This is a genomic window from Streptomyces sp. col6, assembly GCF_008042035.1.
Taxonomy (GTDB): Bacteria; Actinomycetota; Actinomycetes; order Streptomycetales; family Streptomycetaceae; genus Streptomyces.
On sequence record NZ_RDBL01000006.1, the window covers coordinates 737,319 to 758,541 of the forward strand.

Here is a 21,223-nt window from a genome sequence, read left to right on the forward strand (position 1 = left end):
GGGCGGCCATGGGCCCATTGTCGGGCACCCGCCCCGGCCGCGTCAGCTGTGGTTGTACGCCACCAGCGAGATGCCCACGTAGTGCACCACGAAGGCGGCCAGCGTCAGCGAGTGGAAGACCTCGTGGAAGCCGAACCAGCGCGGGGAGGGGTTCGGCCGCTTGATGCCGTAGATGACGCCGCCCGCGCTGTAGAGGACACCGCCGACGACGACCAGGACCAGCACCGCGATCCCGCCGGCCCGCATGAAGTCCGGCAGGAAGAAGACCGCCGCCCAGCCCATCGCGATGTAGCAGGGGGTGTACAGCCAGCGCGGGGCGCCGACCCAGAAGACCCGGAACGCTATGCCCGCCAGCGCCGCCGCCCAGACCGCCCACAGGAGCGGGGTGCCGGTGGACTCCGGGAGCAGGAGCAGGGTGAGCGGGGTGTAGGTACCCGCGATGATCAGGAAGATGTTGGCGTGGTCGAGCCGGCGCAGGACGGCCTCGCCGCGCGGCCCCCACGTACCGCGGTGGTAGACCGCGCTCACGCCGAAGAGCAGGCACGCCGTCAGGACGTAGACCGCGCAGGCGATCCGGCCCCGGGTGCTGTCCGAGAGGGCGACGAGCACGATGCCCGCTATGACGACGGCGGGGAACATCCCGGCGTGCAGCCAGCCTCGCATCCGTGGCTTCAGCGGGACGTCGGCGAGAGGGGCCGGACGGGGGCCCGCATTGTCGGGTGCGGCGGCGGCAGCAGTCATTCCCGCATCGTACCTACGCCCCCGTAGGTAGCGGATATGGGCCGGACCGAGTGCTGATGCTCACATGGGCGGCCCTCTGGACATATGGGCGCAAGGGTCGGATGATCAAATGAGTGCGGTCGGCACCGGATGAGCGCCAAAGGGAATTCGAAGGGGTACACGCATCCGGGTCGCAGCCCCCACGGGGCACAAGGCACCAACCGAAATACACCCTCATCAAGGAGCGATCGTGGCGCGCGACATCGCGGCTCCCCTCACTGTTCCCACCCACCACCAGGAGCTGATCTCCTGGGTGGACGAGATCGCAGCACTCACCGAACCGGACCGGGTGGTCTGGTGCGACGGTTCCGAGGCCGAGTACGAGCGCCTGTGCGGGGAGCTCGTCGCCAAGGGCACCTTCACCAAGCTCGACGAGATCAAGCGCCCGAACTCCTACTACGCGGCCTCCGACCCCAGCGACGTCGCCCGCGTCGAGACCCGTACGTTCATCTGCTCCCAGAAGGAGGAGGACGCCGGCCCGACGAACCACTGGAAGGACCCCGCCGAGATGCGGGAGATCTTCGTGGGCGAGCAGGGCGTCTTCCGCGGCTCGATGCGTGGCCGGACCATGTACGTCGTGCCCTTCTGCATGGGCCCGCTCGGCTCGCCGCTGTCCGCCATCGGCGTCGAGATCACGGACTCCGCGTACGTCGCCGTCTCGATGCGCACCATGACGCGCATGGGACAGGCCGTGCTCGACGAGCTTGGGTCCGACGGCTTCTTCGTCAAGGCCGTCCACACGCTGGGCGCCCCCCTGGCGGAGGGCCAGGAGGACGTCCCCTGGCCCTGCAACGAGACCAAGTACATCTCGCACTTCCCGGAGGACCGCGAGATCTGGTCGTACGGCTCCGGCTACGGCGGCAACGCGCTGCTCGGCAAGAAGTGCTACGCGCTGCGCATCGCCTCCGTCATGGCGCGCGACGAGGGCTGGCTCGCGGAGCACATGCTGATCCTGAAGCTCACGCCGCCGCGCGGTGAGTCGAAGTACGTGGCGGCAGCCTTCCCCTCCGCCTGCGGCAAGACCAACCTCGCCATGCTGGAGCCCACGATCTCCGGCTGGACCGTCGAGACCATCGGCGACGACATCGCGTGGATGCGGTTCGGCGAGGACGGCCGGCTGTACGCGATCAACCCGGAGGCCGGCTTCTTCGGCGTCGCGCCCGGCACCGGCGAGCACACCAACGCCAACGCCATGAAGACGATGTGGGGCAACTCCGTCTTCACCAACGTCGCGCTCACCGACGACGGCGACGTCTGGTGGGAGGGCATGACCGAGGAGCCGCCGGCGCACCTCACGGACTGGAAGGGCAACGACTGGACGCCCGCGTCCGGCACGCCCGCCGCCCACCCCAACGCCCGCTTCACCGTCCCGGCCGGGCAGTGCCCGATCATCGCGCCCGAGTGGGAGGACCCGAAGGGCGTGCCGATCTCGGCCATCCTCTTCGGCGGCCGCCGCGCCTCGGCCGTCCCGCTGGTCACCGAGTCCCTCAACTGGCAGCACGGTGTCTTCCTCGGCGCCAACGTCGCCTCCGAGAAGACCGCCGCCGCCGAGGGCAAAGTCGGCGAGCTGCGCCGCGACCCGTTCGCCATGCTGCCGTTCTGCGGCTACAACATGGGCGACTACATGGGCCACTGGCTCAAGGTCGGCGCGGACAAGCCGGACCAGTCGAAGCTGCCGAAGATCTACTACGTGAACTGGTTCCGCAAGAACGACGCGGGCAAGTTCGTATGGCCCGGCTTCGGCGAGAACAGCCGCGTCCTGAAGTGGATCGTGGAGCGCCTGGAGGGGAAGGCGGAGGGCGTCGAGACGCCGATCGGCATCCTTCCCGCGAAGGGTTCCATCGACACCGAGGGCCTGGACCTCTCCGAGGCGGACCTCGACTTCCTGCTGAAGGTCGACAAGGAGGTCTGGCGCGAGGAGGCGGCGCTGGTCCCCGAGCACCTCAACACCTTCGGCGACCACACGCCGAAGGAGCTGTGGGACGAGTACCGCGCGCTGGTGGAACGCCTGGGCTGAGCCTCCCCTTGCGGTACGACGACGGCCCCCGAGCGTGCTTCGGGGGCCGTCGTCGTCGCTCAACACGCCCTGCTCGTAGTCTGGTTGTGACTCCCCGGAACCCCGGAAGTGATCGCCGCGACCGTACGGTTGTGCCGGTCGCGCCGTCCGGGCGCGCGGGCGGAGGGGGCCGGCATGGAGTATCCGCCGTATCCGAACGACTCGCAGGCAGGCCCGCCGCTCCTGCCCCGGTCGATGCCGCGCTGGGCGGTGGTTCTGATCGCGGTGACGGGCTCGGCCGTGGTGCTGCTGCCGATCCTCGCCGTGGTGGGCTTCTTCTCCGCGTCCGGCGCGATGCACGAGAACCTGCGCTTCGCGTACGAGGACGTCACCGTCTCCTCCTGCCGGCTGGACGCGAAGACGCGCCGCCCCGTCGCCGGGGTACGGGTCACGAGCCGGGCGGCGCGGTCCGGGAGCTACACCGTGTACCTCGCCTTCCGGGACCGCGCGGCCGGGGGCGGGAAGGGTGCGTACGCCGGGAAGGGCGTGGCCGCCGGGAAGCGCACGGTGGTCGTGAAGGACCTGGCGGTCGGTGCCACGGCGTCGGAGCGGGTCGTCGGGCCGGTCGCGGTGTGGGGGCGGCCCGTGTGCGAGGTCGCCGACGTGACGTTCCTGTCGACCGCACTGGCCTCGGCGTCGGCCACGCCCTGAATCGCGGTCCGGGGCCCGCGGCCGGCGTACACGTGTCCCGCACGCACATGGGTGGCACCCGGTCCACGCGCTTCTGCGGCGCGTGGACCGGGGCCGTCAGTGGGCGCCGACCAGCGGCGTGCGGGCGTCGGCCGAGAGCGCCTCGGTGTGGGCGTCCATCCGCTCGGCCGACAGGATCGCGACGGCCGTGTCGGCGCGGGAGGCCGCCACCACCAGGGCCCGGCCCGCGAGGGCGTGGGCGCGGCGGTGGAGGGCGGCGGCGGGCGCGTCGCTCAGTCCGGCGTGCCGGACCGGCGGGGCGCCGCGCAACCGGGCGACCTGCCCGGCGATACGGTCGCCCGCCTCGCCGAGGCCCAGCTCGTCGGTGACCGCGAGCAGGGCGGCCAGGTGTCCGGCGAGCTGGGTGTCCAGCTCCTCCTCGCGGGTGCGGTGCGGGAAGTCGCCGGCGTGGTCGGCCGGTGTGTGGACCGATTTGGTGCGGATCGGTTCGTACATGGATGGCCTCCTGGTGATGCTGTGGGAACCATCCTAGCTTGGATCGAGTCTAAAGTTATCCATCTTCGAGAAAAGGTGGGCCGCTGATCCCGCTACACCTGGCTGTAGCCGTCCAGGAAGCGGGCGATCCGGCCGATCGCGTCCGTCAGGTCCTCCGTCGAGGGCAGCGTCACCACGCGGAAGTGGTCGGGATCCGGCCAGTTGAAGCCCGTGCCCTGCACCACCATGATCTTCTCGGCCCGCAGCAGGTCCAGGACCATCTGGCGGTCGTCCTTGATCTTGTACACCTTGGGGTCGAGCCGCGGGAAGAGGTACAGCGCCCCCTTCGGCTTCACGCAGGTCACGCCCGGGATCTGCGTCAGCAGGTCGTACGCCGCGTCGCGCTGCTCCAGGATGCGGCCGCCCGGCAGCACCAGGTCGTTGATCGACTGCCGGCCGCCGAGCGCCGTGGCGACGGCGTGCTGCGAGGGCATGTTGGCGCACAGCCGCATGTTGGCCAGGATCGTCAGCCCCTCGATGTACGAGGAGGCGTGCGCCTTGGGCCCACAGACTGCCATCCAGCCGGAGCGGTACCCGGCCACGCGGTAGTTCTTGGACAGCCCGTTGAAGGTGAGCACCATCAGGTCGGGGGCGATCGTCGCGGTGGGCGTGTGCGTGGCGCCGTCGTACAGGATGCGGTCGTAGATCTCGTCGGAGCAGACGACCAGGTTGTGCCGGCGGGCGATCTCCGTCAGCCCGCGCAGCATCTCGTCGTCGTAGACGGCGCCCGTCGGGTTGTTCGGGTTGATGATCACCATGGCCTTGGTGCGGTCGGTGATCTTGCGCTCGATGTCGGCGAGGTCGGGCATCCAGTCGGACTGCTCGTCGCAGCGGTAGTGCACGGCGGTGCCGCCGGCCAGCGAGACCGAGGCCGTCCACAGCGGGTAGTCCGGGGCCGGGACCAGCACCTCGTCGCCGTCGTCGAGCAGCGCCTGCATCGACATCTGGATCAGCTCGGAGACACCGTTGCCCAGGTAGACGTCCTCGACGTCCAGGTCGATGCCCTTGGTCTGGTAGTGCTGCATCACCGCCCGGCGCGCGGACAGCAGCCCCTTCGCGTCACCGTAGCCGTGCGCCCCGGAGAGGTTGCGCAGGATGTCCTCAAGGATCTCGGGCGGGCACTCGAAGCCGAACGCGGCGGGGTTGCCGGTGTTCAGCTTGAGGATGCGATGCCCGGCCGCCTCCAGCCGCATCGCCTCCTCGAGCACGGGGCCGCGGATCTCGTAGCAGACGTTGGCGAGCTTCGTGGACTGGATGACCTGCATGTCAGCGAGCTTACGACTGTGTTTCACGGGTCGCCCGGCCTTTGCCCGCCGGTTGGTCCCCCCGGGTAGGGGCGCACGCCCGTGCGGGCTTTCATCGCCATGCGCCCGCCTCCCGCGAACCGTGGGAACGCCGGTCGCGGAAGGCGCGCGGCTTGGAATGGGGTGGCGCGGCGCTGTGACGGACGGGGACGGGTGAGATACGCCACGGAGTGGTGTGCGCCGCTCACCCGGGAAGCCGCACGCCCTCCGGCAGACGCAGCGCGAAGTCCTCCGCCAGTACGCGCGCCACCTCGTCGGTGTCCGCCAGCTCCCGTTCGCGCCGGGCGCTGCCGTCGTGCGGCGTCACCACGAGGGTGCGGCCGGAGAGCGACAGGTGGGCGGTCCGGGTGGTGCGCTGTACGTACAGCAGCCGGGAGAACGGCGAGCGCGGGTTGGTCGCGATGTGCCAGTTGATGACCTCGTAGTCCGGCGCCTCGAAGGGTTCCCGGGTGAACGCGTACTGCCCCGCCCACTGCCCGTCCCGCGTCCGGGCCCGCAGCTCCCACAGGTCCAGCGGCCCGTCGTGCGGCAGCCGGACGAGCCGGTGGTGGCGCGGGGTGTCGCGCAGCTCCGCGTCCGGGACCAGGGCGATGGGCTCCAGCAGCGCGCCGGACCCGCCGAAGCCGACGTCCGCGAGGTACGGGTCCGGCTCGCCCGCCACCCGGACCTCCATGAGCATGTGGGTGCGCGGCCGGACGTCACCGGGGGCCGCGCCGAGGACCACGCGGGCGGCGAGCAGGGTGACGCCGAAGCCGAGCGCCCGGAGCGCGGCGGCGAACAGGGTGTTCTGCTCGTAGCAGTAGCCGCCCCGGCCCCCGCGGACGATCTTGGCCTCCAGATCGGCGAGGTCGAGCGAGGGCACGCTGCCGAGGACGGGGTCCAGATTCTCGAACGTGACGGCCAGCGCGTGCGCCCGGTGCACGGAACGCAGCACGGCCGCGGTGGGGCGGCGGTCCCCGTCGTATCCGATCCGGGTGAGATAGGCGTCGAGGTCGAGGGTGTGAGCGGCGTCGCTGGTCATGTCCCCGACGGTATGCGGGAGCGGCCGTCCGCCGCCTCCGCCCCGGGGCGGGGTGGTCCTCGTCCGCCGGTCCTGGTCCCCCCGTACCTCTGAAGCAGCTCAACAGCCGGATGCGACGGGGCGCTCCGGGGGAGGGTCGGAACATGATCGGAAACGGGAAGAAGGACATGGCCGTGATCGTGGTGCGGGACGCGGACGCCGTGGTGGCCGCGCTGCGGGACGAGCTGGCGCGGGCGACGGACGAGGTGCGCCCCGGCCTGGAACGGGCCCTCGCGCTGGCCGAGGCGCGGACCGGGGCGGCGGACGCGGAGCTGCGCGGGCGGTGGGCGGCTCGCAGGATCACGGCGGGCGGGTACCAGGGGCCCCTCGACTCCGTGGCGGCCGTGAAGGCGCTGCGGCAGGCCGAGCCGGGGCTGAGCCTGCGGCAGGCCGTGCAGCTGTCGCGGGAGGCGGCGGCGGTGCCGTCGGCGAAACCCTAGGGCGTGTTGTCCCCCGTGCGAGCTACGCGCAAGTGTCCCCCCAGCGGTGACGCTTTCGGCGCCGGACGTTCATAGCGTTCAGGGGCAGCCGCGGCAGGTCGCCGCGGGCGCGTCTGAGGGGGACTCATGAGAGTGGTGTGGCAACTTCTCGCCGTCGTGGCGGTCTGGGCGATCGGCGGTCAGTGCGTCAGCGCGGTGGACGGCAATCCGTGGCTCACGCTCGTGACCGGCCTGGTGACGGCGGTGCTCGCCGTCGTCGTCTACCGGTGGGTGGTGGGGCGCACCGAGCGCCGCCCCGTCACCGAGCTGGCCCGGGAGGGCGCGTCGGCGGCCCTGGGGCGCGGTGCGCTCATCGGGGCGGTGCTGTTCACGGCGGTCATCGCGAACCTCGCCCTCCTCGGGGACTACGAGGTCAACGGCCTGGGGTCGGTCACGGGAGCGGCCGGGTTCGTCGGCTTCATGGCCGCTGCCGCCGTCACCGAGGAAGTGGTCTTCCGCGGCGTGCTGTTCCGGATCGTCGAGGAGCGCGCCGGGACCTGGATCGCGCTGACGTCGACCGGGTTGCTGTTCGGGCTGATGCACCTGGCCAACCCGGACGCGAACCTGTGGGGCGCGCTCGCCATCGCGATCGAGGCGGGCGGCATGCTCGGCGCCGCGTACGCCGCCACCCGCAGCCTGTGGCTGCCCATCGGCCTGCACTTCGCCTGGAACTTCGCCGCGGCGGGAATCTACGGCTCGGAGGTCTCGGGCAACGGCGCCTCGCGGGGGCTTCTGGACTCGACGGCCACCGGCTCCGAGCTGGTCACCGGCGGCAACTTCGGGCCGGAGGCGAGTGTGTACGCGGTGCTGTTCGGGGTCCTCATGACGCTCGGTTTCCTGTGGCCGGCGCGCCGGCGGGGCAATCTGGTGCCCCGTGGCGGCCGTCGTACCGCGCCGGCCCCGGCCGCCACTACAGTTCCCCGGTGATCATTCTTCGGGGTCTGGCGGCCCGGTGGCGGCGGTCCGGCACCGCGTTCCGTACGCCGGTGCGGTGGCAGCGGCTCGACCCCGTCGTCCGCGACCTGCCGTTCGGGCTGCTGCTCCTCGTCCTGTCGCTCATTCCGGCCTTTCACCGGCACGGGACGCAGCTGGGCGCCGTGGCGGAGCGTCCGTTCGACGCGACGGCCGCGGTGGCCGCCGTGCTGGAGAGCCTGTCGCTCGCCCTGCGGCGGCGGTGGCCGGTGATCTGCCTGGCCCTGGTCTCACTGGGCTTCGCCGTCGACCAACTGGGCGGCTACCACTTGGTCGCCGGGACCGCGCTGCCCTTCGCGGTGCTGAGCGCGGGGGCCCATCTGGGCCGCCACCGCCGTGCCGTCGCGCTCGCCCTGACCGCCGCCTACCTGCCGCTGGCCTTCGCCCTGCACTGGTACGGCACGGAGCCGGTGGACGAGTTCCTGACGTTTTACCTGGTGCTGGCCCTCGTCTGGGGCTTCGGAGCCTGGCTGCGCGCCACCCGGGCCGCCGAGGCCGACCGGCGGATCCGGGTCGCGGAGGAGAGCCGTAACGCCGAACGGGCCCGGATCGCGCGGGAGTTGCACGACGTGGTGACCCATCACGTGACGGCGATGATCGTCCAGGCCGAGGCGGCCCGCTATCTGACCGCAGCGCCCGACCGGCTCGACGGCGCTCTGAGCAGCGTCACCGACACCGGGCGGCGGGCCGTCAACGACCTGCGCCACCTGCTCGACCTGCTCGACCCGGGCCACGGCGCCGGGGCCCGGGAGCCGTCCGCCGGCCGCATCCGGGGCCTGGTCGAGCAGGCGCGGCGGGCGGGGCAGGACGTGGACTTCAGCGAGGAGGGCTCCCCGGCCGAGTCCGCCGGGAGCGCCGATCTCGTGGCCTACCGTGTGGTGCAGGAGGCCCTGACGAACGCCCTCAAGCACGCCCACGGCGGCCGGACTTCGGTGCGCGTGCGGCACGGGGGAAGGGAGATCGCCGTGCAGGTCGGCACGGACGGTTCCGGCGGGCGCGCCGAGGTGCCCGCGGGCAGCGGGCGGGGGCTGGCCGGGCTGCGTGAGCGGGTCGGCGTCCTCGGCGGCGAGTTCAGCGCGGAGCCCGGACCGGACGGCGGCTTCGTCGTCCGGGCCCGCATACCCTCGGGGAGCGCGCGGTGACCGCACCGGTCCGGGTCCTCGTCTGTGACGACCAGGTGCTCGTCCGCACCGGCCTCGCCACGATCATCGACGCCCAGCCCGACCTGGAGGTGGCGGGCGAGTGCGGGGACGGGCGGACCGCCGTCGAGATGGCCGGACGGCTGCAACCGGACGTGGTGGTGATGGACATCCGCATGCCGGAGCTCGACGGCATCGAGGCGACCCGCCGGCTGGCCGGGGCGGGTGTGGAGCGGCCCGCCAAGGTGCTTGTGGTGACCACCTTCAACCTGGACGAGTACGTGTACGAGGCGCTGAGGGCCGGGGCGAGCGGGTTCCTGCTCAAGGACGCCCCGCCCGACCGGCTGCTGCACGGCATCCGGACCGTGCACACGGGCCAGGCGCTGATCGATCCCGAGGTCACGCGCCGGCTGGTCGGCCGGTACGCCGCCCGGATCCGCCCGACCGGGGACACCTCCCGCGACATCCCGCTGACCCCGCGCGAGCTGGAGGTCCTGCGCCTCATCGCGGACGGCTTCTCCAACAGCGAGATCGCGGCCGCGCTCCTGATCAGTCAGGAGACCGTGAAGACGTTCGTCTCGCGCATCCTCGCCAAGCTCGGGCTCCGCGACCGCGTCCAAGCCGTCGTCTACGCCTACCGCCAGGGCCTGGTGACCTGAACGAGCGGCCGGAATCCGCCCCTTGTGCGCCCCCTCTTCGTACGCCAACATGCGCATGTCAAACCGAAGGAACTTCGGTCGCAGAGGCCTGTCGTGCTCTGTTCCGTTTCAAGAGGGGACCCCCACATGAAAAAGCCTCTCGTCGGTGCGCTCTTCGCGGTGCTGCTCCTCGGAGCCGGCATCGCACCCGCGACCGCGGCCACGAGCCACGGCGCGGCACCGGCCGGCACGGTCGGGGCTGCGGCTCCGTCCGGTCACACCGCGGTCAAGGCCGAGAAGGCGATACGGGCCAAGGCGGTCAACTTCGCCGGGACCGTGGCGCTCAGCAACTGCTCCGGCTCGGTCGTCCGCACGCCCGCCTCGCAGCCGGGTGACCCCGCTCTGGTGCTGTCCAACGGGCACTGCCTGGAGACCGGCTTCCCGGCCCCCGGCGCGGTGGTGTTCAACCGCTCGTCCAGCCGCAGCTTCACCCTGCTCAACGCGTCGGGCAGCGGCGTCGGCACGGTCCGGGCGAGCAAGATCGCGTACGGGACGATGACGGACACCGACATCTCGGTGTACCAGCTGACCTCCACGTACGCCCAGATCGAGAGCCGCTACGGCATCAAGGCACTGGAGCTGAGCACCACGCACCCCGTCGCGGGCACCGCGATCACCGTCGCGTCCGGGTACTGGAAGCGTCTGTACAGCTGCAACGTCGACGGGTTCGTCTACCGCCTCAAGGAGGGCGACTGGACCTGGAAGGACTCGGTCCGCTACACCTCCGCCTGCCAGACCATCGGCGGCACCTCCGGCTCGCCGGTGATCGACAACGCCACCGGCAAGGTCGTCGCCGTCAACAACACCGGCAACGAGGACGGCCAGCGCTGCACGGACAACAACCCGTGCGAGGTCGACGAGAGCGGGCAGGTGACGGTCCGCCAGGGCATCAACTACGCCCAGGAGACCTATGGCATCGCCGCGTGCATCGGCACCGGCAACGTCTTCGACCTGAACCGCGCGGGGTGTGCGCTGCCCAAGCCGTGATCCGGGGAACGTGAGAAGGGGCGGGGCCGGCGGGCCCCGCCCCTTGTGGTGCGCCGCACGGTTCAGATCCTGCGCCACCGCGCGTTGGCGAGGGAGAAGATGCCGAAGGCGACCAGGCCGACGGCTATGAGGCCCAACAGCCACGGGCCGGCCGGGGTCGCGCTGAAGGACCGCAGGGTGTCGTCCATGCCCTTGGCCTCGCCGGAACGCGCCTTCACCGCCGCCGACACCGCGAAACCTCCGGCGACCGCGAAGACCAGGCCCCGGCTGACACCGCCGAAGATCCCGGTGGTGTCCACGGCCCGCCGCACGGCCGGGGACATGTCGTCCATCCGCAGGTGCTTGTGGAACTTCCGCAGCGCCGCCCGGCCCGCGATCCACAGGCCCGCACAGGCGATGCCCACACCGGCCGCGCCCACCAGCCAGCGCCCGCCCGGCAGATCCAGCACCCGGGCCGTGACGTCCTGCGAGCGGGCGTCGCCCTTGCCGCTGCCGCTGCCCTTGTCGCCGGCCGCGAACGACAGCACCGAGTAGGCGACGAAGCCGTAGAAGACGGCCCGCCCGCCGGAGGCCAGCCGCTTGGTCGCCTTGTGCCCGTCCGGGCCCGCCGCGCCGAAGGCCGCCTCGGACAGCCGCCACAGGGCCATGCCCACGAGTGCGATGCCCAGGACCCACAGCAGGACGTGGCCGAAGGGCTTCTGCGCGATCTCCGCGAGTGCCCCGCCCCGGTCCGCCTGCTTCCCGCCGCCGCCCTTGCCGTCACTGTCGCCGCCGTTGAACGCGATGCGCAGGGCGAGGAGGCCGACGAGGAAGTAGATGACCCCGCGTGCCACGAAGCCCGCGCGGCCGGCCGCTTCCACGGCGGTGCTGTTTCCCGCCTGCCGGGCCTTTCCCTGGCCCTTCGAGGCTGTCGCAGAGATATTCATGACACCCGGTTGCCCTGGCGACGGCCCGGGAAACTACGCCGTGCCGGCCGCCGAGCGCACCGAACGGCCCGCCAGCACCTGCGTACGCCTGCCGTCCTCGATCACGAAGCGGCCGTCGATCAGCACGTGCGGGATGCCCGTCGGCAGGACGCGCGGCTCCTCGAACGTCGAACCCGCCGCCACCGTCGCCGGGTCGAAGAGGACCAGGTCGGCGCGGTAGCCCTCGCGTACGAGCCCCCGGTCCGGGAGCCGCAGCCGGGCCGCCGGGCGGGAGGTGAGGTGGGCGACGCACTCCTCCAGGGAGAGGATGCCCAGTTCGCGTGCGTAGCGGCCCAGGTAGTGGGGAAAGGTGCCGTACGCGCGGGGGTGCGGCTTGTCGCCCTGGAGGATGCCGTCGCTGCCGCCGGTGTGCACGCGGTGGCGCATGATCTGCCGGACGTTCTCCTCGTGGCCCACGTGCTGGAGGATCGTCGTCCCGAGCCGGTCCTCCATCAGCAGCCGCCGCGCGGTCACCCAGGGCTCCTCGCCCCGCAGCTCCGCCGACTCGGCCACCGTACGGCCGACGTACCCGGCGAGGGCGGGGGCGCCGGTGCCGGAGATCTCGATGGTGTCCCACTCGATCGGCACCCCGTGGCAGCCGTCCGACCCGGTGATCTCCAGGTCGTGGCGGATGCGCGCTGCCGTGTCCGCGTCGGCCAGCCGGGCCAGGACCGCCTCGGGGCCGCCCTCGCTCGCCCAGCTGGGCAGCATGGCCACCAGGGTCGTGCAGCCCGGGGTGTACGGGTAGGTGTCGAGGGAGATGTCGGCGCCCGCGTCGAGCGCGTCGTCCAGGAGGGCGAGCAGATCGGGGGCGCGGCCCTCGTTGACCCCGAAGTTCATGGTGGCGTGGGCCAGGTGCAGGGAACAGCCCGCGCTGCGGGTGAGCCGCACCATCTCCTCGTACGCCTCCAGCGCCCCGGCGCCGTACGACCGGTGGTGCGGGCAGTAGTAGCCGCCGTGCGCGGCCACCACCCGGCAGAGCGCGGTGAGTTCGGCGTCGTCCGCGTACATGCCGGGGGTGTAGGTGAGGCCCGAGGACATGCCGACGGCGCCCTCGCGCATGCCCTGGTCGACGAGTTGCCGCATCCGGTCCAGTTCGGCGTCGGTCGCGGGGCGGTCGTCCCAGCCCACCGCGTACATCCGGACCGTGCCCTGCGGGATGAGATAGGCGGCGTTGACCGCGATGCCCTGGCGGTCGAGCCGGTCCAGATAGCCGCCGACAGTCCGCCAGTCGAAGTCGATGTCCTCGCCGTCGCCGTTCCACCCGGAGATGGAGCGGCGGACCTGGGCGAGCGTGCGGTCGTCCACGGGGGCGTACGACAGGCCGTCCTGGCCCAGGACCTCCAGCGTGACGCCCTGGGCGGCCTTCGCGCTGTGGTCCGGGTCGCGGAGCAGCGCGAGGTCGCTGTGGGCGTGCATGTCGATGAAGCCGGGGGACAGGGCGAGGCCGCCGGCGTCCACGGTGCGCTTCCCCGTGGGGCGGGGGCCGGGGGAGTCCTCGCGGTGGATCTCCGTGATGCGGCCGTCGGTGACGGCCACGTCGGCGCGGTAGGAGGGGGTGGCGGTGCCGTCGATGACGGCCGCGTCGCGGATGACGAGGTCCATGGGTGCCTTTCGGGGGTCCGGGGAGCGGGGGCTCCGCCCCCGGACCCCCGCTCCTCACATCGCCGGAGGGGCTTGAAGTGATCAGAAGCCGGAGGGGCTTGAAACGCCGCTGGGAACGCGGATCAGAAGAACGTGCGGACGAAGTCCGTGACCGTGCCGTCCGCCTCGACGAGGGGGATCAGCTGCCACTTGTCGAAGCTCGTGCACGGGTGGGACAGGCCCATCCCCACCCAGTCCCCGACCTCAAGGCGCGTGCCCTCGTCCGTGCGGACCCAGGTGTGCTGGTCGGAGAGGCCGGTCACGGTGATCCCCTCGGCCGGGCGCACCGAGCCGTCCCGGCCCGAGCGCACGACCTGCGCCTCGGGCAGGTCCAGGTCGTACGCCGCGTCCCGCTTGCCCGCGTTGAGGAACGCCTGCCCGGCCGACGGGCGCGACACCACCTGGGCCCACAGCCGGAAGGCGGGCTGCAGCGCGCCCTCCTCGGGCACCCGGTTGAACGGGGTGAGGTGGCGGTAGTGCCCGTCGTCGTGCGAGACGTACGCCCCCGAGCGCAGCAGCTTGAGTACGGGGGCGGAGAGCTCGGGGATCTCGGCGAACACGTCCGCCACCGCGTCGAACCACGCGCTGCCGCCGGCGCTGATCACGATGGGCTCGCCGGCCCCCAGCGCGCCGAAGCGGCCCGCCGCGTCGAAGTCGGCGGCCAGCGCGACCAGCCGGCGCAGCCAGGCGCGGACCCGGTCGCCGGACGCCTCCGGCACCTCGCCCTCGTAGCCCGCCACGCCGGCCAGGCGCAGGGTCGCCGTCCCGGCCACCGCGTCGGCCACGGCCACGCAGTCCGCCTCGGTCCGGGCGCCGGTGCGCGCGCCCTCGCCCGCGCCCAGCTCCACCACCACGTCGACCGGGCGGGAGGCGCCCGCCGCCCGCAGGGCCTCGTCCATCAGCTCGACCCCGCGCACGGAGTCCACGTAACAGACGAAGGAGAAGTCCGGGTCGGCGTCCAGCTCGCCCGCCAGCCAGCGCAGCGCGGCGGCGTCCACCAGTTCGTTGGCGAGGAAGATCCGCCCGATCCCGAACGCGCGGTAGACGCGCGCCTGGTGGGGGACGGCCGCCGTGATGCCCCACGCGCCGTGCTCCAGCTGGCGGGCGAACAGCTGCGGGGACATCGAGGTCTTGCCGTGCGGGGCGAACGCGAGGCCGTGGCGCTCGGCGTACGTCTCCAGGAGTGCGAGGTTGTGCTCCACGTTCTCGGCGGACAGGGCGAGCACGGGGGTGGTGAAACCGCCGTCGAAGAGGTTGCGGCGCTCGGCGGCCAGGGCACCGACGGTCAGGCCCTCGGCGTCGGGCGGGAGGCCCTTGAACCGGTGGTCGACCGGTTCGTCGGCGAGAGCGGTCACGTGGTGCGCGGCGGCCATGGGGTCTCCTCGGTCCGGATCCGGTCAGCGATGTGATTGCAACATATGCAACACCCATTGCGTATATCGCTCAGGGCTGTCTAACATCCGAGCCGACGCCCGGTCAATGGTGAGTGCCGGTGCCGCCGCCCGACTGCTGAGGAGCCCCGCGTGTCCGGAACCACGCCCGCCGACGTCGTGTGCCTCGGTGAGTCCATGGTGACGTTCCTGCCCTCGCGGCCCGGACGCCTCGCCGACGTGCCGTCCTTCGCCCGGGGGATCGGCGGCGCCGAGTCCAACGTGGCCTGCGCGCTCGCGGCGGCCGGGCACCGGGCGGCCTGGGTGAGCCGGGTCGGCGCGGACGGCTTCGGCGACCACCTCGTGGAGGCGGTCGCCGCGTACGGGGTGGACACCTCCTTCGTGCGGCGCGATCCCTCGCGGCCGACGGGCATCTACTTCCGTACGGCCACGGACCGGGCCACGGACGTCCACGAGGTGGCGTACTACCGGGCCGGGTCCGCGGCCTCCGCGATGTCGCCCGCCACCGTGCCGGCCGACGGGCTGCCCGCCGGGCGGATCCTGCACCTCTCCGGCATCACGGCCGCCCTGTCGGCGGACTGCCTGGCGCTGCTCCACGAGCTGACCGCTCCGCGGGTGGGGCGGCCCTTGATCTCGTTCGACGTGAACTACCGGCCGGGGTTGTGGCGCGGGGAGTCGGCCGGGGTGCTGCTGGAGCTGGCGCGGCGAGCGGATGTGGTGTTCGTGGGGGAGGACGAGGCGGAGTCGGCGTGGGGGGTCGTGGGCGCGGCGGCGATTCGGGAGGCGCTGCCGGAGCCGGGGGTGGTCGTGGTGAAGCGGGGTGCCGACGGGGTGACGATGTTCTCCCATGAACCGGGTCTCCGCCCCGGACCCCGCGCCTCAAACGCCGGCGGGGCCGAAGAGGTCACCCATGTCCCCGCGCTCCGCGTCGACGTCGTCGCCCCCGTAGGCGCCGGCGACGCCTTCGCCGCCGGGTTCCTCTCCGCCACCCTCCGCGGACTGCCCGTCCGCGACCGCGCCCGCCACGGCCACCTCATGGCCGCCGCCGTCCTCACCGTCCCCGGTGACCTCACCGAGCCCCCCGCCCGCGAGCGCGCGGACCGGCTCGCGGCCCTGGACGACGACGCGTGGGGGAGACTGCGTCTCGGCCCCGGCTGGACGGGGGACGACACGGAGGTACGTACGACATGAGTCAGACCGTCGACCGGGCGCTCAGCATCCTGCCGCTCCTCGCGCAGGGGCCCGCCGACCTCGGGCAGGTCGCCGAGCGGCTCGGCGTCCACAAGTCCACCGCGCTGCGCCTGCTCCGTACGCTCCACGAGCACGGGCTCGTCTACCGCCAGCAGGACCAGCGCTACCGCCTCGGCGCCCGGCTGTTCGCGCTCGCGCAGGAGGCCGTCGAGAACCTCGACGTACGCGAGATCGCCCATCCGCACCTCGTCGAGCTGAACGAGAACTGCGGGCACACCGTCCATCTCGCCGTGTACGAGGAGAACGAGGTCCTCTACATCGACAAGGTCGAGAGCCGCTACCCGGTCCGCATGTACTCGCGGATCGGCAAGCCCGTGGCGATCACCGTCGCCGCCGTGGCCAAGCTGCTGCTCGCCGACCTGAGCGAGGGCGAGCGGCGGGCCATCGCGGAGAAGCTCGACTACCCCATGTACACGTCCCGTTCGACGCCCGGCGCCGCCGCGTTCCTCAAGGAGCTCGCCGCCGTACGCGAACAGGGCTGGGCCACCGACCTCGGCGGCCACGAGGAGTCCATCAACTGTGTCGGCGCCCCCATCCGCGGTGCCGACGGGCGCGTCGTCGCCGCGATGTCGGTCTCCGCGCCGAACGTGGTCGTCACGGCCGAGGAACTCCTCACCCTGCTCCCCCTGGTCCGTCGCACCGCCGACACCATCAGCCGGGAGTACTCCGGCAGCAACCGACCCAAGAAAGCCTGATCCGCCATGACCGACAAGACCGCGCTCACCCCCAGCACCCACACCACCCCGCCGGCGAAGTTCTCGCACGGCGTGCGCAAGGGCAACATCCTCCAGGTCGCCGGCCAGGTCGGCTTCCTGCCCGCCGTGGAGGGCCAGGCGCCCACCCCGGCCGGCCCCACCCTGCGCGAGCAGACCCTCCAGACCTTCGCCAACGTCAAGGCGATCCTGGAGGAGGGCGGCGCGAGCTGGGACGACGTGATGATGATGCGCGTCTACCTCACGGACGTGGACCACTTCGCCGAGATGAACGAGATCTACAACGCGTACTTCGCCGAGCAGAACCTCAAGGAGGCGCCGGCCGCGCGCACCACGGTCTACGTCGGCCTCCCCAAGGGCCTGCTCATCGAGATCGACGCCCTCGCCGTCCTGGGCTGAGCCCATCCCCGTAACCCCCGCCACCCCGCCCGGCACGGCGCGCACCTCCATGGCGCCGTGCCGCGGTCCCCCCTGCCCAAGAACATGGACGAACAACGGAGTTACCCATGCAGCTCGCCGCAGGCCCCACCCCGCCCGAGACGCCACCCCACACCGGTGGACTCCTCCTCCTGATCGACGGCACAGCCGGTCTGCTGACCGTCGCCGCCCTCGGTATCGCGCTTCTCCTCTTCCTGATCATCAAGGTCAGGCTCCAGCCGTTCGTCGCGCTGCTCGCGGTCTCCATAGCCGTCGGCCTGGGCGCGGGGCTCTCGGTGACCGAACTCTTCGGCACCGTGCAGAAGTCCGCCGCCGTCTCCGTCATCGAATCCGGCATGGGCGGCATCCTCGGCCATGTCGCGATCATCATCGGCCTCGGCACGATGCTCGGCGCGATCCTGGAGGTCTCCGGCGGCGCCGAGGTGCTGAGCGCCCGGCTGCTGCGGCTCTTCGGCGAGAAGCGCGCCCCGCTCGCGATGGGCCTGACCGGCCTGATCTTCGGTATCCCGGTCTTCTTCGACGTCGGCATCTTCGTCCTCGCGCCGATCGTCTACGCCGCCGCCAAGCGGTCCGGCAAATCGATCCTGCTGTACTCCATGCCGCTGCTCGCGGGGCTCTCCATGACCCACGCGTTCCTGCCCCCGCACCCCGGCCCGGTCGCCGCCGCAGGGCTCTTCCACGTCTCGCTCGGCTGGGTCATCCTGATGGGCGCCCTCGTCGGCATCCCGTCCGTGCTCGCCGCCTGGGGCTACGCCGCCTGGATCGGCAAGCGGATCTTCGTGGACGTCCCGCAGGACATGGTGGAGGCCGCCGAGGAGGCCAAGGCCGCCGTCGTCGCCGAACAGCGGGCCGCCGGGGTCACCCCGCACGAGGCCCCCGTCGCGCTCTCCACCGTGCTGGCCATCATCGGCACCCCGCTGGTGCTGATCCTCGCCGCCACGTTCTCCTCGATCGCGATGGACCCCTCGACGGGCCGCTCGGTCATCGAGTTCTTCGGGAACCCCTTCGTCGCGCTGACGATCGCGCTGCTGCTCGCGTACTACCTGCTCGGCATCCGGCGCGGCTGGTCCCGCAAGTCCCTGGAATCCGTTTCCACTTCCTCGCTGAAGCCGGTCGGCAACATCCTGCTCGTCGTCGGCGCGGGCGGCATCTTCGGCGCCGTCCTCAAGGGCAGCGGCATCGCGGACGCGCTCGCCGACACCTTCAACGACGTCGGACTGCCCGTCATCCTGCTCGCCTGGCTGATCTCGGCCGTGCTGCGCGTCGCCCAGGGCTCGGCGACCGTCGCCATCGTCACCACCGCCGGCATCGTGGTCCCGCTCGTGGAGAACCAGGGCTTCTCGCAGGCCCACCTCGCGCTGATCATCATGGCGATCTCGGCCGGCTCGATCATCGCCTCGCACGTCAACGACGGCGGCTTCTGGATGGTGTCGAAGTACTTCGGCATCTCCGAACGCGACACCCTGAAGTCCTGGACCGTGCTCGAAACCGTCCTGTCCGTCGCCGGATTCGTCGTCGCCGCGCTGCTCAGCCTGGTGATCTAGGGCCTTTCGTTCGGATCATGCTGGGCTCGCGGGGCGTGGCACGCACTCCCCCGAGCTCTCGGCTTCGCTCGAGCAGGGAGGGCCCCCCGGCGTTGTCGTCGGTTGCCAACGCTCCGCGTTGTCGCCCTCCTCCGCCTTGCAGCCGCACGCACCACGCCCCGCTCCCTGATCCAGCCTGATCCGAACGAAAGGCCCTAGCCGTACGCCGACGCGTACGCGTCACGGGTACGGGTCAGGCCGCCGAGGCGCAGATGATGCTGCGGCCCTGGTTGACCTGCCAGTACCAGAACCGCTCGCCGGGCCCCGCCGGACAGGTCCAGTTCTGGCCCTTCTTCGGGGCCCGGTAGAAGCCGGTGATCCGCAGGATCGACTGGCCCGCCTTGGGCACCTTGGACGCGTTGCACTTCCACACCACCGTCAGGTCCGCGTTGGTCTCCCCGTTGACCTTCGCCGGGAAGCACTGGCCCGCCTTGTACACCCGGTCCAGGCACAGCGTCCGTGTGATCCCGTCGTCGCCCGACCGGCTCCACCAGGTGAACCCCGCCCCCGTGTCGCAGGAACCGGAGGCGCCGGTGAGGGTGCTGACCCGGTTGACGTGCATGTACGCGTTCGAGGCGCCGCAGTTCACCCGGATCGGGCTGCCGGCGCTCATGTTGTCGTGGCCGTCGTTGTACACATCGAGGCAGTCGCCGGCGTGCACGGCGGCGAACGCCCGGTCCGTGGCGTCCATGGTGGGCGTCGGGGTCGGGGTCGGTGTGGGCGTGGGGGTCGGCGTCGGGTCGTCGGTCACGGTGTCGTCGGTGTCCGGGTCGGTGTCGGAGCCGGATGTGTCGCTGTCCGTCGCGCCGCTTCCGGAGTCCGTGTCCGCGCCCGTGCTGTCGTCCGTGTGGGTGTCCAGGCCGCTGCCCGAGGTCACGGAGCCGGACGCGCTGCTGCCCGACGTCGAACCGCCGCTGCCGCCCGTCTTCTCCCACGGCTGCCACGTCAGCAGCCCGGCCACGGCGACCAGCGCGAGCAGCCAGCCCAGGGCCGAGGCCCCGGACGACGAGCCGGTGCGCGCGGGCCTGGGTCCGGGGCCCGGAGGGCCGGGGGTGGGCGAGGTGGTCCGGGCCCGCGCGGCCCGTTCGGCGCGGTCCCGGTCGGCCCGCTGACGGGCGGCCCGCTCCTGCTCGGCGCGCTGCCTGGCCGCACGCTCCTGCTCGGCCCGTTCGCGGTCGGCGCGTTCCTGGGCGGCGCGGACCCGGGCCACCCGCTCGGCCTCCATCCGGGCGGCCTCGCGCCGGGCCGCCTCCTGGCGCGCGGTCTCGCGGCGGGCGGCCTCCTGGCGTTCGCGTTCGGCCTGCCGGGCCGCCTCGGCCCGGTCCCGCTCCTCCTGCTCGGCCCGAACCCGGGCGACGCGGTCGGCCTCCTCGCGCTCCGCCTGCTCCCGTTCGGCGCGCCGGCGCTCGGCCAGTTGCGCGAGGGCCGCCATCTCGCGGCGGGTGCGGTCGCGGTCGGCGCGGGCCTGCCGCTGCGGCGAGTAGATCAGCGTCGGGGGCGGCTTCGGGGCGACGCGCGTGCGCTGGGTGACGGTCGGGGCGTGCGACGGGCCAGGGGCGCGGTCACCCGCCCATTCCAGGCCCTGGTCCGCGTACGCGTCGATCAGCGCCGTCCAGCGCGGCGGCAGCCACCGGGTGCCGCTCGTCGTCGTCGGCAGCCCGGCCTGCTGCTCCCGGAAGCGGGCAAGCAGCTCGGCGGGGGTGGGCCGGTGTCTCGGCTGTGCGGCCAGGCACGGGCGGATCGTCGCGACCAGCTCCTTGGGCAGGCCGGTCAGGTCGAGCTCGCCGCGCTGCACCCGGGCCAGCAGCCGCAGGGTGTCGCCGTCCGAGCCGTAGGGCGCCCGGCCGGTGGCCAGCAGGAAGAGCGTGGCGCCCAGCGAGTACACGTCGGACGCGGCCGTGGACTCCTCGCCGCGCGCCTGCTCCGGCGAGGTGAAGGCGATCGTGCCGAGCGTGAGACCGGTCAGGGTGAGGTCGCTGGCGTGCGAGATGCCGAAGTCGATGACCCGGGGCCCGTCCAGCGGCAGCAGCACGTTCTGCGGCTTCACGTCGCGGTGGACGATCCCCACCCCGTGCAGGGTCACCAGGGCCTGGGCGGTGCCGGCCGCGATCCACCGTACGGCCGATGCCGGCAGCACCCCGCAGGAGCGGACCAGTTCGGAGAGCGGGGGCGCGGCGATGTAGTCGATGGCCATCCAGGGGCGCTCGGCGTCCGGATCGGCGTCCCGTACGCGCGCGGTGAAGGCGCTGTCCACCCGCTGGGCGACCGCCACCTCACGGGCGAAGCGCCGCCGGTCGGTGTCGCTGACCCGGCCCTCGGCGAGCAGCGTCTTCACGGCGACGAGCCCGCGCCCGCCGGCCCGCGCCAGATAGATCCGCCCCATGCCGCCGGACGCCAGCCGCCCGAGCAGCCGGTACGGTCCGAGCGTCACCGGATCGTCCCCGCTCAGCGCCTCGATCCGCGCCCCGGCCATGTCACTCCCCCTGTCGCCCAGCACCGCGCCCCACAACGGTGCCACGTGCGGGCGCGGACAGCCATGCGATGACGCAACTCCCGTACACGACTGTTGCGTTACCGG

General features: G+C 72.4%; 19 protein-coding genes. 11 read left to right on the plus strand and 8 right to left on the minus strand.

Translation table 11 applies throughout. The features are described from left to right. Positions 1–42 precede the first annotated feature (42 nt). Positions 43–741, minus strand: coding sequence for a PAQR family membrane homeostasis protein TrhA (gene trhA / locus EAO73_RS07470; protein ID WP_147970626.1), 699 nt, complete (start codon positions 739–741; stop codon positions 43–45). A gap of 229 nt (positions 742–970) precedes the next feature. Here trhA and EAO73_RS07475 point away from each other — a divergent pair, with 229 nt between their 5' ends. Together EAO73_RS07475 and EAO73_RS07480 are read left to right on the plus strand one after the other, a co-directional pair. Further along, positions 971–2,797 (plus strand): phosphoenolpyruvate carboxykinase (GTP), encoded by a 1,827-nt coding sequence (locus tag EAO73_RS07475; RefSeq protein ID WP_147970627.1) that lies wholly within the window; start codon positions 971–973, stop codon positions 2,795–2,797. 174 nt (positions 2,798–2,971) lie between these two features. After that, positions 2,972–3,487: a hypothetical protein gene (locus EAO73_RS07480; RefSeq protein ID WP_224756199.1), complete on the plus strand. Its 516-nt coding sequence runs from the start codon at positions 2,972–2,974 to the stop codon at positions 3,485–3,487. Between the two features lie 96 nt (positions 3,488–3,583). On the opposite strand, the gene EAO73_RS07485 is transcribed toward EAO73_RS07480, so the two are convergent. The 3 genes from EAO73_RS07485 to EAO73_RS07495 form a co-directional block, all read right to left on the minus strand. Beyond that, on the minus strand, positions 3,584–3,982 hold the full coding sequence (locus EAO73_RS07485; RefSeq protein WP_147970628.1) for a hypothetical protein: 399 nt from the start codon (positions 3,980–3,982) through the stop codon (positions 3,584–3,586). A gap of 92 nt (positions 3,983–4,074) precedes the next feature. Next, on the minus strand, positions 4,075–5,286 hold the full coding sequence (locus EAO73_RS07490) for a pyridoxal phosphate-dependent aminotransferase (protein WP_018519074.1): 1,212 nt from the start codon (positions 5,284–5,286) through the stop codon (positions 4,075–4,077). 223 nt (positions 5,287–5,509) lie between these two features. After that, positions 5,510–6,346: an arylamine N-acetyltransferase family protein gene (locus EAO73_RS07495; RefSeq protein WP_147970629.1), complete on the minus strand. Its 837-nt coding sequence runs from the start codon at positions 6,344–6,346 to the stop codon at positions 5,510–5,512. A gap of 143 nt (positions 6,347–6,489) precedes the next feature. Here EAO73_RS07495 and EAO73_RS07500 point away from each other — a divergent pair, with 143 nt between their 5' ends. The 5 genes from EAO73_RS07500 to EAO73_RS07520 all read left to right on the plus strand — a co-directional run bounded on the left by EAO73_RS07500 (position 6,490) and on the right by EAO73_RS07520 (position 10,660). Then, a complete protein-coding gene (locus tag EAO73_RS07500) occupies positions 6,490–6,825 on the plus strand; it encodes a hypothetical protein (protein WP_147970630.1) in 336 nt (111 codons plus the stop codon). Between the two features lie 126 nt (positions 6,826–6,951). Next, complete coding sequence (locus EAO73_RS07505; protein ID WP_191133962.1) at positions 6,952–7,791, plus strand: CPBP family intramembrane glutamic endopeptidase; 840 nt, start codon at positions 6,952–6,954, stop codon at positions 7,789–7,791. 59 nt (positions 7,792–7,850) lie between these two features. Further along, positions 7,851–8,978 carry a sensor histidine kinase gene (locus tag EAO73_RS07510; protein ID WP_147971440.1) on the plus strand — a complete coding sequence of 376 codons (1,128 nt, stop codon included), beginning with the start codon at positions 7,851–7,853 and terminating at the stop codon, positions 8,976–8,978. Next, positions 8,975–9,634, plus strand: coding sequence for a response regulator (locus tag EAO73_RS07515; protein ID WP_147970631.1), 660 nt, complete (start codon positions 8,975–8,977; stop codon positions 9,632–9,634). Before EAO73_RS07510 ends, EAO73_RS07515 begins: the two co-directional genes overlap by 4 nt. A gap of 126 nt (positions 9,635–9,760) precedes the next feature. Continuing rightward, positions 9,761–10,660, plus strand: coding sequence for a S1 family peptidase (locus tag EAO73_RS07520; RefSeq protein ID WP_147970632.1), 900 nt, complete (start codon positions 9,761–9,763; stop codon positions 10,658–10,660). A gap of 62 nt (positions 10,661–10,722) precedes the next feature. Here EAO73_RS07520 and EAO73_RS07525 read toward each other — a convergent pair whose 3' ends face one another. From EAO73_RS07525 to EAO73_RS07535, 3 genes are all read right to left on the minus strand, one after another. Then, the gene (locus tag EAO73_RS07525; protein ID WP_191133963.1) at positions 10,723–11,586 is read right to left on the minus strand and encodes a DUF1206 domain-containing protein; all 864 of its coding nucleotides are present in this window, start codon (positions 11,584–11,586) and stop codon (positions 10,723–10,725) included. 33 nt (positions 11,587–11,619) lie between these two features. Further along, the gene (locus EAO73_RS07530; RefSeq protein WP_147970633.1) at positions 11,620–13,230 is read right to left on the minus strand and encodes an N-acyl-D-amino-acid deacylase family protein; all 1,611 of its coding nucleotides are present in this window, start codon (positions 13,228–13,230) and stop codon (positions 11,620–11,622) included. Between the two features lie 122 nt (positions 13,231–13,352). Further along, entirely contained in the window at positions 13,353–14,642 is a 1,290-nt protein-coding gene (locus EAO73_RS07535) for an amino acid deaminase (RefSeq protein ID WP_147970634.1), read from the minus strand. A 150-nt stretch (positions 14,643–14,792) separates the two neighbouring features. Between EAO73_RS07535 and EAO73_RS07540 the strand changes: the two genes are divergently transcribed. The 4 genes from EAO73_RS07540 to EAO73_RS07555 all read left to right on the plus strand — a co-directional run bounded on the left by EAO73_RS07540 (position 14,793) and on the right by EAO73_RS07555 (position 18,606). Then, entirely contained in the window at positions 14,793–15,851 is a 1,059-nt protein-coding gene (locus tag EAO73_RS07540) for a sugar kinase (protein WP_147970635.1), read from the plus strand. Next, positions 15,848–16,606, plus strand: a complete 759-nt coding sequence (locus EAO73_RS07545; protein WP_147970636.1) for an IclR family transcriptional regulator — start codon at positions 15,848–15,850, stop codon at positions 16,604–16,606. The genes EAO73_RS07540 and EAO73_RS07545 overlap by 4 nt, the downstream gene beginning before the upstream one ends. Positions 16,607–16,612: 6 nt before the next feature. Continuing rightward, positions 16,613–17,023, plus strand: coding sequence for a RidA family protein (locus EAO73_RS07550; RefSeq protein WP_018100981.1), 411 nt, complete (start codon positions 16,613–16,615; stop codon positions 17,021–17,023). A gap of 107 nt (positions 17,024–17,130) precedes the next feature. After that, positions 17,131–18,606, plus strand: a complete 1,476-nt coding sequence (locus EAO73_RS07555; RefSeq protein ID WP_147970637.1) for a GntP family permease — start codon at positions 17,131–17,133, stop codon at positions 18,604–18,606. Between the two features lie 232 nt (positions 18,607–18,838). Here the strand turns inward: EAO73_RS07555 and EAO73_RS07565 are convergent, their stop codons facing one another. Further along, positions 18,839–21,118 carry a serine/threonine protein kinase gene (locus EAO73_RS07565; RefSeq protein ID WP_224756200.1) on the minus strand — a complete coding sequence of 760 codons (2,280 nt, stop codon included), beginning with the start codon at positions 21,116–21,118 and terminating at the stop codon, positions 18,839–18,841. Positions 21,119–21,223 lie beyond the last annotated feature (105 nt).

Bases quoted from the DNA above. Each gene is read 5' to 3' on its own strand.
- EAO73_RS07505 (WP_191133962.1), top strand. From the start codon at position 6,952: ATGAGAGTGGTGTGGCAACTTCTCGCCGTCGTGGCGGTCTGGGCGATC.
- EAO73_RS07480 (WP_224756199.1), top strand. From the start codon at position 2,972: ATGGAGTATCCGCCGTATCCGAACGACTCGCAGGCAGGCCCGCCGCTC.
- EAO73_RS07490 (WP_018519074.1), bottom strand. From the start codon at position 5,286: ATGCAGGTCATCCAGTCCACGAAGCTCGCCAACGTCTGCTACGAGATC.
- EAO73_RS07545 (WP_147970636.1), top strand. From the start codon at position 15,848: ATGAGTCAGACCGTCGACCGGGCGCTCAGCATCCTGCCGCTCCTCGCG.
- trhA (WP_147970626.1), bottom strand. From the start codon at position 741: ATGACTGCTGCCGCCGCCGCACCCGACAATGCGGGCCCCCGTCCGGCC.
- EAO73_RS07530 (WP_147970633.1), bottom strand. From the start codon at position 13,230: ATGGACCTCGTCATCCGCGACGCGGCCGTCATCGACGGCACCGCCACC.
- EAO73_RS07495 (WP_147970629.1), bottom strand. From the start codon at position 6,346: ATGACCAGCGACGCCGCTCACACCCTCGACCTCGACGCCTATCTCACC.
- EAO73_RS07525 (WP_191133963.1), bottom strand. From the start codon at position 11,586: ATGAATATCTCTGCGACAGCCTCGAAGGGCCAGGGAAAGGCCCGGCAG.
- EAO73_RS07485 (WP_147970628.1), bottom strand. From the start codon at position 3,982: ATGTACGAACCGATCCGCACCAAATCGGTCCACACACCGGCCGACCAC.
- EAO73_RS07550 (WP_018100981.1), top strand. From the start codon at position 16,613: ATGACCGACAAGACCGCGCTCACCCCCAGCACCCACACCACCCCGCCG.
- EAO73_RS07535 (WP_147970634.1), bottom strand. From the start codon at position 14,642: ATGGCCGCCGCGCACCACGTGACCGCTCTCGCCGACGAACCGGTCGAC.
- EAO73_RS07500 (WP_147970630.1), top strand. From the start codon at position 6,490: ATGATCGGAAACGGGAAGAAGGACATGGCCGTGATCGTGGTGCGGGAC.
- EAO73_RS07565 (WP_224756200.1), bottom strand. From the start codon at position 21,118: ATGGCCGGGGCGCGGATCGAGGCGCTGAGCGGGGACGATCCGGTGACG.
- EAO73_RS07520 (WP_147970632.1), top strand. From the start codon at position 9,761: ATGAAAAAGCCTCTCGTCGGTGCGCTCTTCGCGGTGCTGCTCCTCGGA.
- EAO73_RS07555 (WP_147970637.1), top strand. From the start codon at position 17,131: ATGCAGCTCGCCGCAGGCCCCACCCCGCCCGAGACGCCACCCCACACC.